The 13490-nt window shown below is 68.9% G+C and carries 14 protein-coding genes; 10 read left to right on the top strand and 4 right to left on the bottom strand.

Annotated features, from left to right (window positions below; translation table 11 throughout):
- The first annotated feature begins 47 nt into the window (after positions 1–47).
- The 7 genes from ABD437_RS06720 (at position 48) to ABD437_RS06690 (ending at position 6345) form a co-directional block, all read left to right on the top strand.
- On the top strand, positions 48–1001 hold the full coding sequence (locus ABD437_RS06720; protein ID WP_344647853.1) for a carbohydrate ABC transporter permease: 954 nt from the start codon (positions 48–50) through the stop codon (positions 999–1001).
- The gene (locus tag ABD437_RS06715; protein ID WP_344647852.1) at positions 998–1849 is read left to right on the top strand and encodes a carbohydrate ABC transporter permease; all 852 of its coding nucleotides are present in this window, start codon (positions 998–1000) and stop codon (positions 1847–1849) included. Before ABD437_RS06720 ends, ABD437_RS06715 begins: the two co-directional genes overlap by 4 nt.
- A gap of 19 nt (positions 1850–1868) precedes the next feature.
- Positions 1869–2858: a zinc-dependent alcohol dehydrogenase family protein gene (locus tag ABD437_RS06710; protein WP_344647851.1), complete on the top strand. Its 990-nt coding sequence runs from the start codon at positions 1869–1871 to the stop codon at positions 2856–2858.
- Positions 2858–4312, top strand: coding sequence for an FGGY-family carbohydrate kinase (locus tag ABD437_RS06705; protein WP_344647850.1), 1455 nt, complete (start codon positions 2858–2860; stop codon positions 4310–4312). The genes ABD437_RS06710 and ABD437_RS06705 overlap by 1 nt, the downstream gene beginning before the upstream one ends.
- 88 nt (positions 4313–4400) lie before the next feature.
- Positions 4401–5669, top strand: a complete 1269-nt coding sequence (locus ABD437_RS06700) for an MFS transporter (protein WP_344647849.1) — start codon at positions 4401–4403, stop codon at positions 5667–5669.
- Between the two features lie 65 nt (positions 5670–5734).
- Positions 5735–5947 (top strand): type II toxin-antitoxin system VapB family antitoxin, encoded by a 213-nt coding sequence (locus ABD437_RS06695; RefSeq protein ID WP_344647848.1) that lies wholly within the window; start codon positions 5735–5737, stop codon positions 5945–5947.
- Positions 5944–6345, top strand: a complete 402-nt coding sequence (locus ABD437_RS06690; RefSeq protein WP_344647847.1) for a PIN domain-containing protein — start codon at positions 5944–5946, stop codon at positions 6343–6345. The genes ABD437_RS06695 and ABD437_RS06690 overlap by 4 nt, the downstream gene beginning before the upstream one ends.
- Before the next feature lie 4 nt (positions 6346–6349).
- Here ABD437_RS06690 and ABD437_RS06685 read toward each other — a convergent pair whose 3' ends face one another.
- The 4 genes from ABD437_RS06685 to ABD437_RS06670 form a co-directional block, all read right to left on the bottom strand.
- Positions 6350–7096: an amino acid ABC transporter ATP-binding protein gene (locus tag ABD437_RS06685; protein ID WP_344647846.1), complete on the bottom strand. Its 747-nt coding sequence runs from the start codon at positions 7094–7096 to the stop codon at positions 6350–6352.
- A complete protein-coding gene (locus ABD437_RS06680; RefSeq protein ID WP_425558097.1) occupies positions 7093–7977 on the bottom strand; it encodes an amino acid ABC transporter permease in 885 nt (294 codons plus the stop codon). Before ABD437_RS06680 ends, ABD437_RS06685 begins: the two co-directional genes overlap by 4 nt.
- Entirely contained in the window at positions 7938–8807 is an 870-nt protein-coding gene (locus tag ABD437_RS06675) for an ABC transporter substrate-binding protein (RefSeq protein WP_344647844.1), read from the bottom strand. The genes ABD437_RS06680 and ABD437_RS06675 overlap by 40 nt, the downstream gene beginning before the upstream one ends.
- Positions 8808–8916: 109 nt before the next feature.
- Positions 8917–11259: a TIR domain-containing protein gene (locus ABD437_RS06670; protein ID WP_344647843.1), complete on the bottom strand. Its 2343-nt coding sequence runs from the start codon at positions 11257–11259 to the stop codon at positions 8917–8919.
- Between the two features lie 262 nt (positions 11260–11521).
- Between ABD437_RS06670 and ABD437_RS06665 the strand changes: the two genes are divergently transcribed.
- The 3 genes from ABD437_RS06665 to ABD437_RS06655 are packed head-to-tail and all read left to right on the top strand — an operon-like array spanning position 11522 to position 13489.
- The gene (locus ABD437_RS06665; protein WP_344647842.1) at positions 11522–11854 is read left to right on the top strand and encodes a hypothetical protein; all 333 of its coding nucleotides are present in this window, start codon (positions 11522–11524) and stop codon (positions 11852–11854) included.
- Positions 11855–11858: 4 nt separating this feature from the next.
- Positions 11859–13019 (top strand): glutathionylspermidine synthase family protein, encoded by a 1161-nt coding sequence (locus ABD437_RS06660; protein WP_344647841.1) that lies wholly within the window; start codon positions 11859–11861, stop codon positions 13017–13019.
- An 8-nt stretch (positions 13020–13027) separates the two neighbouring features.
- Positions 13028–13489: a DUF350 domain-containing protein gene (locus tag ABD437_RS06655; RefSeq protein WP_344647840.1), complete on the top strand. Its 462-nt coding sequence runs from the start codon at positions 13028–13030 to the stop codon at positions 13487–13489.
- The last annotated feature ends 1 nt before the right edge of the window (position 13490 follow it).

Here is a 13490-nt window from a genome sequence, read left to right as displayed (position 1 = left end):
GGCGCCGACCCCCGACACCCCTGATGGCGCCCTGAAGGGGGATACCGATGACCGCCATCGCACCGACCGAAGAGAAGCCCACTCCGACCGGGCCGGAGCGCACTCCGACCGCGATCCGCCGCACCGGGGACTGGGCTCGCCGGGCGCCGCTCCTGCCCGCCCTGGTCTTCCTGATCATCGTCACCCAGCTGCCGTTCGTGGCCACGCTGGTGATCTCGTTCATGGACTGGAACTCGCTCTACCCCGACCAGCGCGGGTTCGCCGGCGTCGGCAACTACGCCGACGTCTTCACCGACGCGACCCTGCGCGACTCGGTCGTCACGACGATCCTGCTGACCGTCGCGGTCGTGCTGATCAGCCTCGTGCTCGGGTTGGGCATCGCGCTGCTGCTCAACCGCTCGTTCCGCGGTCGCGGCGCGGTGCGGACGCTGATGATCGCGCCGTTCCTCGTGGTGCCGGTCGCCGCCGCGCTGCTCTGGAAGCACGCGCTCTTCAACCCGGAGTACGGCCTGCTCAACGGCGTCCTCACCTGGTTGTTCGGCGACGACGCCCCGCAGCCGGACTGGATCACCGAAGCGCCGCTCTGGGCGGTCATCGCTTCGCTGGTGTGGCAGTGGACGCCGTTCATGATGCTGATCCTGCTGGCCGGTCTGCAGAGCCAGCCGCTCGACGCCCTCGAGGCCGCCAAGGTCGACGGGGCCAGCGCGTGGCAGACGTTCACCCACCTGACGCTGCCGCACATGCGCCGCTACCTGGAGCTGGGTGCGCTGCTCGGCTCGATCTACATCGTCCAGAACTTCGACGCGGTGTTCACGCTGACGTCGGGCGGGCTGGGCACGGCCAACCTGCCGTACACGATCTACCAGACCTTCTACCAGGCCCACGACTACGGACGCGCGTCCGCTGCGGGTGTGGTCGTGGTCATCGGAACGATCGCGATCGCCACGTTCGCGCTGCGCGTCGTGTCGTCGCTGTTCAAGGAAGAGGAGGGGCGGGCATGACGACCGCGACCAAAGCGGGACCCCGCCGCAGCAAGTCCGCTCCGCTGCTGGGGCTGCTGGCCTGGATCATCGGGATCACGTTCTTCCTGCCGGTGGCCTGGATGGTGCTCACCGCGTTCCACAGCGAGCAGGACGCCGCCACGAACCCGCCGTCGATCGCCGCCGAGCTGACGCTCCAGGGTTTCCGGGAGTTCTTCGGCGCCACCAGCGGCGCGTCACCGTGGCCGCCGCTGATCAACTCGGCGACCGCGTCGATCCTCTCGACGCTCATCGTGCTGGCGCTCTCGATCCCGGCCGCCTACGCGCTGGCGATCCGGCCGGTGCGGAAGTGGACCGACGTCCTGTTCTTCTTCCTGTCGACGAAGATGCTGCCTGCCGTCGCCGGCCTGCTCCCGATCTACCTGATCGCGCAGCAGGCCGGGATGCTCGACAACGTCTGGACGCTGGTCATCCTGTACACCTCGATGAACCTGCCGATCGCGGTGTGGATGATGCGTTCGTTCCTGGCCGAGGTGCCGGTCGAGATCCTGGAGGCCGCCGCGATCGACGGCGCCGGGCTCATCACCGTGCTGCGCCGGGTGATCGTGCCGGTCGCGATGCCGGGTATCGCCGCCACCGCACTGATCTGCTTCATCTTCAGCTGGAACGAGATGCTGTTCGCCCGCGTCCTCACCGGCGTCGTGGCCCAGACCGCTCCAGTGTTCCTGACCAGCTTCGTCACCAGCCAGGGGTTGTTCTTGGCCAAGGTCTGCGCGGCCGCGACCGTGATCTCGCTGCCGGTGCTGGCCGCCGGGTTCGCCGCCCAGGACAAGCTGGTCCAGGGTCTTTCGCTCGGTGCCGTCAAATAATCACTCGGGGAGATGCTCCATGAAAGCCGCCGTCATCACCGGAGTCGGTGCCGTCGAGGTGACGACCGTCGACGACCCGAAGCCCGGCCCGCGTGACGTCGTCGTCGACGTCGCCGCCTGTGGCCTGTGCGGTACCGACCTGCACATCCTGCAGGGCGAGTTCGCGCCGACGCTGCCGGTCGTCCCCGGCCACGAGTTCGCCGGGGTCATCGTCGAGGTCGGTTCGGACGTCACCGAACTGCGTGTCGGCGACCGCGTCGCGGTGGACCCGTCGCTCTACTGCCACGAGTGCTACTACTGCCGGCAGAGCAAAGAGAACATGTGTGAGCGGTGGGGCGCGATCGGCGTCACCACGTCCGGTGGCGCCGCCGAGTACGCGGTGGCGCCGGTAGCCAACTGCGTGAAGCTGCCCGATCACATCCGCACCGAGGACGCGGCGCTGATCGAGCCGCTGTCGTGCGCGGTCCGCGGGTACGACGTGCTGAAGTCGCAGCTCGGCGCACACATTTTGATCTACGGCTCGGGCACGATGGGCCTCATGATGCTGCAGCTGGCCAAGCGCGTCGGCGCCGCCAGCGTCGAGATCGTCGACCTCAACCCGGAGCGGCTGAAGACCGCGCAGCTGCTCGGCGTGACCGGCACGGCCGCGAGCGCCGACGAGTTCGACCGGCCGCGGGGCTGGGAGCTGGTGATCGACGCCACCGGCAACATCAACGCGATCCAGGACGGGCTCGGCCGCGTCGGCAAAGCGGGCACGTTCCTGCAGTTCGGTGTCTCGGACTACGCGGCCCGCGCGACGATCGAGCCGTACAAGATCTACAACCAGGAGATCACGATCACCGGCTCGATGGCGGTGCTGCACAGCTTCGAGCGTGCCGCCGAACTGTTCGCGACCGGCGTCCTCGACCCGGACGTCTTCATCTCCGACCGGCTGCCGCTGGACTCCTACGCGGCGGCCCTGGATCAGTTCGCGGCCGGAAAGGGCCGCAAGATCGAGGTCATCCCGTAGTGCTCCTCGGAATCGACGCCGGGCAGACCGTCATCAAGGCGGCGCTGTTCGACCTCACGGGAACGGAGATCGCGGTCGCGCAGGGCGCCACCGCGATCTCCTCGCCGCACCCGCACTGGCAGGAGCGGGACATGGACGCGGCGTGGGACGTCGCCGCCGACGCGGTGCACCGGGCGCTGCAGGCCGCCGACGTCGACCCGACCGCGGTGCTGGCGGTGGGGCTGGCCGGCCACAACGACGGCGCGCACCTCGTCGACGCGGCCGGGCGACCGGTGCGGCCGGCCATCCTCGCGACCGACTCGCGTGCGGTCGCCGAGGCCGCCGCGCTGCGCACGCTCGCCGGCGACGAGGCGCTGACGCTCACCGGCCAGGTGCCCTGGCCCTGGAACCCGGCCGGTCTGCTCGCCTGGCTGCGTGACCACGAACCGGCGTCGCTCGACGCGGCGGACGCGCTGCTGTACTGCAAGGACTGGCTGCGGCTGCGGCTGGTGGGCGAGGTCGCCACCGACCCCACGGACGGAAGCGCGTTCGCCACTGACCTGTGGACGCAGGAGTGGTCCACCGCGGTGCTGGAGTTGTACGGGCTGGACGAGTACGCCCGCCTGCTCCCGCCGATGCGTGCCTCCTCCGCCGTCGTCGGAGGGGTGACGGCGGAGGCTTCGGCCCGCACCGGGCTGCGGGTCGGCACACCGGTGGTGACCGGCTGCCACGACGTCGACGCCAACGCGCTGGGCATCGGCGCGATCGGTACCGGCGCGCTGAGCCTGGTGCTCGGCACGTTCAGCATCAACCAGGTCGTCGGCAACGCGCCGGTGGCCGATCCCCGCTGGCAGGCACGCACGTTCTTCCCCGACCGCGGGTCGCCGCGGTGGCTGCACATGTCGACGTCACCCAGCGGGGCGTCGAACCTGGAGTGGGCCGTTCGGCAGTTCTCCGGCACCTACCAGGAGGCGATCGCGGCCGCCTCGGCCCGGGACGACGCGCTGGTGCCGCACGCCGACGACCCGTTCTACCTGCCGTTCCTGTACGGGGCGCCGGTGCCGTCGTCCGGGGCCGGGCTGGTCGGACTGCGTGGCTGGCACACCCGCGCCGACGTGTTCCGGGCCGTCCTCGAGGGCGTCGTGCTCAACCACCGGTGGCACGTCTCCGCGCTCGGGTCGTCGTTCCCACTGGTGGGGGCGGCCCGGCTGTGCGGGGGTGGCGCACGCAGCCCGGAGTGGTCGCAGCTCCTCTCCGACGCGCTGGCGCTGCCGGTGGAGGTCACCGACGCGACCGAGGCCGGTGCGCGCGGCGCCGCGATGCTGGCCGGCGTGGGCGTGGGGGTCTACGCCGACCTGAGCGAGGCCGTGGACGCGTGTGTACGGGTGGTGCGGCGACACGAACCCGGACGAAACCTCGACGAACGCTACGAGCGGTACGTTGCGGTGGCCGAAGCGCTGGCGGTATTTCAATAGTCGAATTCTGGGATTCGGCTGACACGGCCGACCGGTGCTCCGAATATGAGTCGCACTCACGTTCCGCCCGGCTGAATGAGGACGGTCAATGGCCGTTGGCTCCCCTGATCAGGCCGCTCGTCGCTCCGCGCTCGACGAGCCGACCAGGTCGCCCGGCGGCCGCTGGCTGACGTCCTGGACGCTCGGCCATTTCGCGTTCTTCATGGTGATGTTCGCGGCGGCCCAGGTGGTGCTGCCGCGGCAGGCCGAGTCGATCTCGCCGGACCACAAGGAGACCGTGGTCAGCGTCGTCACGCTGGTGGCTGCGCTCGTGACGATCGTGGTGAACGTGCTGGTCGGCGCGTACTCCGACCGGACGCTCGCGGCTCGGGGGCGGAGGCAGATCTGGGTGCTGTTCGGCGCGGTCGTGACCATCGTCGGGCTGGTCGCGCAGGGATACCAGAACACCGTCGTCGGCATGGTCGTGATCTGGGCGCTGGTGCAGGTGGGGCTCTCCTCGATCAGCGCGGCGCTGACCGCAGCGCTGCCGGACGAGGTGCCGGTGACCGAGCGGGCGCGGGCGTCGTCGCTCTGGGGCATCGCGTCGGCAGCCGGGCCGCTGATCGGGATCGCGCTGGTCAGCACGGTCTTCGCCGGGGTGGTCTCGGCGTACCTCGCGCTCGCGGTGTTCACCGTCTTCATGGTGCTGCCGTTCGCGTTGTTCACCCGCGGGGTGCCGCTACAGGTGTCGGAGCGGCCGACGACCTCGTTCCGGGCCATCCTCGCGGGGACGCTGACGCCGCTGCGTCACGCGGACTTCGCCTGGGCCTGGACCGGGCGGTTCTTCATCCAGTTGTCGAACGCGCTGGCGCAGGTCTACCTCTGGTTCTACCTGCGCGACCGGATCGGGGTGGACCCCGACGAGTGGACGCTGTACCTGGTGGTGCTCTACACCGCGGGCGCGGTGGTGGCGGCGATCCTGGGTGGGCGGTGGTCCGACCGCACCGGGCGCCGGAAGATGCTCGTCGTCGTGTCGTCGGTGCTGCAGGGCGTCGCCGCGATCTTCTACCTGGCCTCGCCGACGACGTGGGCGGCGATCATCGGGTCGCTGCTGCTCGGGATCGGGTTCGGCTGCTACGCCGCGGTGGACCAGGCGCTGATCACACAGGTGCTGCCGCGCGCCGAGGACCGCGGCAAGGACCTCGGCGTGATCAACATCGCCAACAACCTGCCCTACGTCTTCGCCGGCGCCCTGGGCGGCGCGGCCCTCTCCCTCTTCGGCCGCGACGACCTCGGCTACCCGGTGCTCTACGCGTTGTCCCTGATCACGGCCCTGATAGCCGCGCTTACCGTCCAGCCCATCAAGAGCGTTCGGTAGGTTCATCGCCCTGCTATATTTGGATATACGTGTAGCGCTTAGATATCCTCTGAGGGTTTAGGTCGATGGCGAAAACACTACTTGATGTCGACGAAGAGCTGCTCGCCGAAGCGACGACGGCGCTGGGCACTGCCACCAAAAAAGACACCGTGAACAGTGCGCTGCGGCTCGCGGTTGAGGAGTCGCGCGCGCGGCGTGAACGCGCACTGACGGAGTTGCAGCAGGTTGCCGACGAGGGTGGATTCGACTTCGACCGGCTCGACGAACTCGACCAGTGAACTATCTCGTCGACACCAGCGCATTGGTGCGCATCATCCGTCGACAGGTCGACGAGAGATGGCACGAGCGAATCACTCGTGGGCTGGTGGCCATCTGCGATCCCGTCCTCACGGAAGCGCTGACCATCGCGGACGCGAAGAGCTATCTCCGCGTCGAAGAAAGCCTTCGAGACGCGTATCCGTGGGTGCCGGTACCGGACGACGCATGGGAGATCGTGACCTCAGTACGTCGAGAGCTCGCCACGCAGAGCGTGCATCAAGGGCTGTCGGTTGCTGATCACCTGGTGGTGGCTACCGCCATCCGTTTGAAGCTGACCGTGCTGCACGAGGACGCGGACTTCGAGACGGTTGCGCGGATCGTGCCGCAACTGAAGCACGAGCGAATCTCCGCGGGTTGATCGGTCAGAGCCGGTGGGCTTCGGTGATCCGGCGGAGGAACTGCTGGGTGCGCTCCTCCTTCGGGGAGCCGAAGATCTCGGCCGACGTGCCGCGCTCGTGGACCTTGCCGTCGGCCAGGAAGCAGACCTGGTCGGCGACCTCGCGGGCGAAGCCCATCTCGTGGGTGGCGATCACCATCGTCATCCCGTCGTCCTTCAGCGACCGCACGACCTCGAGCACCTCGCCGACCAGCTCGGGGTCGAGCGCCGCGGTGATCTCGTCGAGCAGGAGCAGCGTCGGGTCGGTGGCGAGTGCGCGCACGATCGCCACCCGCTGCTGCTGGCCACCGGAGAGCCGGTCGGGGTAGTCGGCCGCCTTCTTGCCCAACCCGAGCCGTTCGAGCAGGGCCATCGCCTTGTCCTCGGCCTCTCTGCGCGCGGTCCGGTGCACCCGCCGCGGCGCCAGCGTGATGTTGTCGAGCACCGACAGATGCGGGAACAAGTTGTAGGCCTGGAACACCACGCCGATCCGCTGCCGCACCTCGTCGGCGTTCACCCGCGGGTCGGTGATGTCCCGGCCCTCGAGGAAGATCGCGCCGTCGTCGATCGTCTCCAGCAGGTTCGCGCACCGCAGCAGCATCGACTTGCCCGAGCCGGATGCCCCGATCAGCACCGTCACGGTGTGCTGGGGCACGTCCAGGTCGACGTCGTCCAGCACGACGTGCGACCCGAACACCTTCCGGACGCTCTCGGCACGCAGGACCGAGGTCATACCGTTCCTCCCTGCGACTGGCGCCGGTTCATCCGCGCGGTCACCCAGTCGGTGAACCGCGTCATCGGGATCGTCAGCGCCACGAACAACAACCCGGCCACCACGTACGACGTGTAGTTGAACGTCTGGCCGGTGTAGATCTGCGCCGCGTAGACCGCGTCCACCGCGCCCGCGATCGACACCAGCCCGGTGTCCTTCTGCAACGAGACCATGTCGTTGAGCAGCGGCGGAACCACCCGCCGCACGGCCTGCGGCAACACGACGAACCGCATCGTCTGACGCCAGTTCAGCCCGAGCGACCGGGCCGCGGCCCGCTGCGAGGGATGCACGGACTCGATGCCGGCCCGGAACACCTCGGCGACGTAGGCCGAGTACGTCAGCACCAGCGCCGCGCCGCCGAGGTAGATCGGATCGTTCGTGACGCCGGTCAGCCGCAGCGCCGGTACGCCGTAGATCATCAGCAGCAACGTGATGATGACCGGCATGCCGCGGAACAGGTCGGTGTAGACCGTGGCCAAGGCACGCAGCGGGAAGAACACCGGCCCGCGCAGCGTCCGCATGAGCGCCAGGAGCAGCCCGAACGCGAGGATGACCACGCCGCAGAACAGCAGCAGACGGACGTTGAGCCAGAGCCCTTCGAGGACGTCGGGGAACGCCGCTTTGGCGTCCTTCCAGCTGAAGAACGTCTCCTGGACGCGCTGCCAGCCGGGCGAACTGACGACGCCGACGACGAGCGCGACCACGACCACCAGCGAGCTGGCCCCGGCGATACCGGCGGAACGGAACGCCCGGGAGCGCCGGTAGCGCTCCCGGGCGAGTTGCCGCTCACTTTTTACATAGGTCACTTGAGTACGGGAGCGTTCGTCGCCTTCGACAGCCACTCGTCCTCGATGCCGGCGATCGTGCCGTCCTCGTTGATCGCGTCCACGGCCTTCGACACGCACGCGGTCAGCTTCGAGCCCTTGTCCAGGACGAGACCGAACTGCTCCGGCGTGCCCACGGTGTTCTCGAACTGGCCGACGACCGCCGCGTCGGTCACCTCGGCGCCGGTGATGTAGAACGCGGTCGGCAGGTCGACGACGATCGCGTCGACCTGGCCGTTCTTCAGCGCGGTCTTGGCCAGGTCGTTCTTCTGGTAGATCGAGGGCTTCGCGGACGGCTTGATGACGTTCTGGATCACGTCGAGCGAGGTCGTGCCGACCTGCGCGCCGATCTTGTAGCCCTTCAGGTCGGCGATCGACTTGGCCTTCGCCGCGGGCGAGCTCTTCAGCGCGATGATCGCCTGCCGGACGTCGTAGTAGCCCGACGAGAAGTCGACGGCGTTCTTCCGCTCGTCGGAGATGCTGACCTGGTTGATGTCGAAGTCGAACGTCTTCTTACCCGGCGCGATCGCGTTGTTGAACGGCACCGTCACCCACTTGACCTTGTCCTTCGGGTAACCGAGCTGCTCGGCCACCGCGTAGGCGGTCGCGGACTCGTAGCCCTTGCCGTTGGTCGGGTCGTCGCCGGAGAACCAGGGCTCGTAGGCGGGCTTGTCGGTGCCGATCGTCAACGTGCCCGACGTGAGCGTGGGCAGCGCGCCCGGGGCGCAGGCGTCCGACGACGTCGACGCGCTCGCGGTGGTCTCCGTGTCCTCGTCGGCCGGCGCACAGCCGGCCACGGCCAGTGCGGCGAAAAGAACCAGGGCAAGTGCCCGAGAGGCGCGGGTCATTCGGATCTCCGACTCGAACGGTAGGGATTGACGCGGCGTAAGCGTACGTCGTCGATCGAGCCGGGTCCGCATCCGGCGCCGGGTTGCGGCGAAACCGTGATGAGCCAGCTCACGCGCCCTTCAACGAGGCCGCGACGCGCACCAGAACCTCGTCCTGCTCGTGCTCGCTCATGCCGGTGAGCGGCCGCCCGTCGGGGTTCACCGCCTGGAATTCGGCCAGTTCCGGGACGTACTCGTACAGGCACGGGTTGACGATGACCGGAATGATCCGGCAACCGCCCGACTCGGCCGCGCTCAGCAGCGCCGGGAGTTCGGTGCCGGCGATGAACTCGGAGGCGAGGAACGAGCTGCTGACGAGCAGGATCGCCACCCGGGCCTGGTCCAGCGCGGCCGAGATCTCGTCACGCCACCGGTCGCCGGCCGCGATCCGCCGGTCCGACCAGACGTCGATCGTGCGGTCGCGGACGAACGGGCGGAGATGCCGTTCGAGCCGCTCGAGCCACTGCTGGTCGGCGTGGCAGTAACTGACGAACACCTGGTCCCGCACCCGCGGTCGTCGCTTGCCGACGGTCTCGTAGAGCCGTTCGGCGGACAGCCGACGCAGGTAGAACAGCAGCTGGGGGTCCTCGGCGATCAGGTAGCCGGGGTTCGGGTCGTAGTGCAGGTGGGTGGCGACGTCCGGCTCGTCGTCGGTGAAGCCGCTCGGGAAGCGCTCGGCGAGCGTGGCGAAGCCCGGCCAGAGCGACCGGTCGCTGCGCTCCACCCGGACGACGCCGTCCGCGCCGGTCCGGCCGCTGCCGCCGAGCGCGGCGAGCAGCTCCGTGCAGCCGGTGCCGGTGGGGCCGTCGAAGGCAGCGAACCGCCGTAACGCGGGCCCGTACTTCAGCTCGCACGCCTTCAGCACTTCGGCGAGCGCGACGCCGACGTCGGTGCCGATCGGGGTGCGGGCGGCCCGGGTGCGCTCGATCCGGTAGGCGGCGACCAGTTCCCAGCACAGCATCTGGGCGGTGAGCAGGCTGCCGGCGGCCGCGAGCGCGATCTGCGCGCGGTGCGCGAACTCGACGTTGAGGGCCTGCTCGCCCTTGCGGACCATCTCGTCGATCGTGGCGTCGCTGACGGCGGGGAGGCGGAACACGTCGATCCGGGTGGCGATGTCGTGGGCGAGTTCGACCAGGCTCTCGCCGGTGCCGGGGATGCCGATCAGCACCAGCTTGTCGTCGGACTCCTCGTCCGCGAGGAGCTTGAGGTAGTCGACGAGGTCGGCGCGGACCGCGGCCGGTAGACGGTGGACGTCGTCCACGACGACGGTGCCGTGGTGGCCGTCCGGGAGCTTCTCGATCCGCGGCCGGTCGGCGCGGCGCCGGCCGGAGAGCACGAGCGGGCGCCGCTTCGCGTCCAGGTTCTCGATCGCGCGCTGGAGGAGCGTGGTCTTGCCGATGCCGGACGGTCCCTCCAGCACGATGCCCCGCCCGGGCGTGCGCAGCGCGGAGACGAACCGCGCGTAGTCCGGCGGCTCCACGAACGTCAGCGTCGGCGTCCCGTTCCGCTTGAACACCTCGTCCAGCGCGTACTGCCCCGCGAACGCCACCCGCTCCGAGATCCCACGTTCCTGCTCCTGCACGCTGTCGAACACCAGCGAACCCGCCCGGCGTCGGAACATCTCTTCGCAGATGAGGCGTACACCGTCGACCACGCTCCGGACGCCGTCGTCGAGGCTCGCCCAGGAGTTCAGCGGTTTCCCGCCCCGAGGAAGGGCAGGTGCGTGGCCGAGGGGCAGGCGGTCCCACTCCACCGGGTCGCACAACACCGGCACGATCACCGTCACACCGGCCGCTTGGTGACCAGCTATGCGGAGGAACTCGTCGGATTCCGGGTACCCGGAGACGATGGAATCCCGGCCGAGTATCAGGAGAACGACGTCCGCGGGCTCCGTCAGCCGGGCCGTCTGCACTCCGGGAAGCCGACGGACGGCCGACTGGATTCGCTCGGAGTAGGGGCCGTCCGTCACGGCCACGCGCAACGGCCCGACCCGACGGCGAGGCGCCGCCGGCGTCTGCCCGGCGACCTGTCGGAAGGTCGCGCGCAGCGCCTCGATGGCAGCCGGAAAGGGAGTCGTGGCCAGGTCGACGTACTGGTAGTCGCGCAGCGGCGGCGGTAACGGCGTGGGCGCGACCATGATCGGCAGCAGGCGGAGACGTCCGCGGCCGGCCATCGTGTCCGCGACCGGCCAGAGATCCCGACCGTGCGGATCGACGAAGAAGGCCGGTGAGAACACCGTGACCAGGACGGCGAACTCGTCGCTGCCCAGGCCGTCCAAGACCGGGTTCAACGCCAGATCGTGGCTACTGACGACTCGTTGCCAGGGGAGCCCCGAGCCGTCGAGGACGCCGGCGATCGCGGTGACCCAGGCGGAATCCTCGGGGGCGGCGCTGATCAGGAAGGTGACCGGCAAGGGGGCCTCCGGACCGGTGGAATGGGGGTCAGTTTAGTAACCCCGTGCAGTGGAAGCCGTACCGTCGGAAGTACCTCGGCGGCGCGAGGTCCGGATGTTGACGCAAGACGGGTGTGAACTGGTGAGATGCGCTTACACTCGGTCGCCGATCTGGTCGTGGAAAACGGATGGAGTTCCGACAGTGGGCACCGGCCCTGACGAGCGCGAGATCCCCACCAGCCGACCCGTTCCGACGGTCACCCGGAAGCCCCCCGGCCGGCGCATGAGGTCCGCCAAGGTCCGCATCGGGATGATCGGTGCGCTCTCGCTGACGGTCGCCGCGTGCGGCAGCAACGACGACGTCACCGCGTACTGCGTCGACCGGAACAGCTACCAGAGCGACGGCTCGTACCGGGTCATCGACGACGACTACTGCGACGACGACGGCTACCACGGCAGCCACGGCGGCTACTTCTGGTATTACGGGGGCTCCCACCGGGGCTCACGGATCTACAAGGGCACCACGGTCAAGCCGAAGGACGCCCACATCACCACCACCAAGGGCAAGACGATCCAGCGCGGCGGGTTCGGCAGCCGCTCCTCCAGCGGAAGCTGACGCCGTGCGCCGAGAGAAATCCACCCCGCGTCCGGGGTGGGAACACACGATCGAGACGCAGGGCCTCGCGTTCCATCGCACGAGCCACCCCGAGCACCTCGTCCGCCCTTACTGGGACGAGTCGGTGCACTACACGTTCACGATGGACGAAGTGCTCTCGATCGAGGCCGACGTCGAGACGCTGCACCAGATGTGCCTGGAAGCCGTCGAGCACGTCATCGGCACGAAGCGGTACCAGGACTTCGGCATCCCGGGCTGGGTCGTGCCCTCGATCGAGGCGTCCTGGCAGCGCCGCGACCCGCACCTGTTCGGGCGCTTCGACCTGCGTTACGACGGCACCGGTCCGGCCAAGATGCTGGAGTACAACGCCGACACCCCCACCAGCCTGGTCGAGACGTCGATCATCCAGTGGTATTGGAAAGAAGACGTCTATCCCGACGACGACCAGTGGAACTCGCTGCACGAGCGGCTGATCGAGGGCTGGCGCAAGGTCGCGGCCCGCGCTCCGTCCGGCCCGGTCCACTTCACCTGGACCAACGAGGACGAGTCCGGCGAAGAAGTCATGACGATCGCCTACCTGCAGGAGACCGCGCAGCAGGCCGGGCTCGACGGCATTTCGATCGCGGTCGAGGACATCGGCTGGCACTACGGGCGCAAGCGTTTCGTCGACCTGGACGAGCGGGAGATCAACACGGTCTGCAAGCTCTACCCGTGGGAATGGGCGGTCGACGACCTGTTCGGCAAGAACGTCGTCGACGCGTTGCCGACGATGACCTGGGTCGAGCCGATCTGGAAGATGCTGCTCTCCAACAAGGCGCTGCTCGCGGTGCTCTGGGAGATGTACCCCAACCACCCCAACCTGCTGCCCGCCTACCTGCGCACCCCGGGCCCGCTGCTCAACTACATCCAGAAGCCCCTGCTCGGACGGGAGGGCGCGAGCATGCAGATCGTCACGCCGTCCGGGACGCAGGCCACGCACGGGCAGTACGGTGCCGAAGGCTTCGTCTACCAGGAGTTCTGGCCGTTGCCGGAGTTCGACGACCAGCGCCCGGTGCTGGGCGCCTGGGTGGTCGAGGACGAGGCCGCCGGGCTGGGCATCCGGGAGACGACCGGCCTGATCACCGACGACACGTCCTCGTACGTTCCGCACCGGATAATCAAGTGAGAGGCAGCATGGCCACCGACGTAGTTATGGCGATCGACAGCACGTACTGGAACGCGGTCGGCCGGGGAGCCGGCTCGATCGTGGCGTACGCGGCTCTCGGGCTCGTGCTGCTGCTCATCGGCTACTACGCGATCGACCTGGCGACGCCCGGCCGGCTGTCGGTGATCATCCGGGACGAGCGGAACATCAACGCGACAGTGCTCGCGGCGTGCGGCGTGTTCAGCGTCGCGCTGATCATCGTCGCGGCGATCTGGTCGTCGGGCGGCCGGCTGGTCGAGGGTCTGATCTCCACGGCCGTGTTCGGTCTGATCGGCATCGTCTCGCAGGTCGTCGCCGCGTTCGTGTTCAACATCCTGGCGCGCATCGACGTGCGCCGCCTGGTGCACGAGCCGACGGTCTCGCCGGCCGCGGTGCTGCTCGGCGTCACGAACATCGCGATCGGCCTGGTCACCGCGATGGCCGTAATCTGAG

Origin of the sequence: Cryptosporangium japonicum, assembly GCF_039524755.1 — a bacterium.
In the GTDB taxonomy this organism is placed as follows: Bacteria; Actinomycetota; Actinomycetes; order Mycobacteriales; family Cryptosporangiaceae; genus Cryptosporangium; species Cryptosporangium japonicum.
This window is presented reverse-complemented; position numbering and strand designations above follow the sequence as displayed.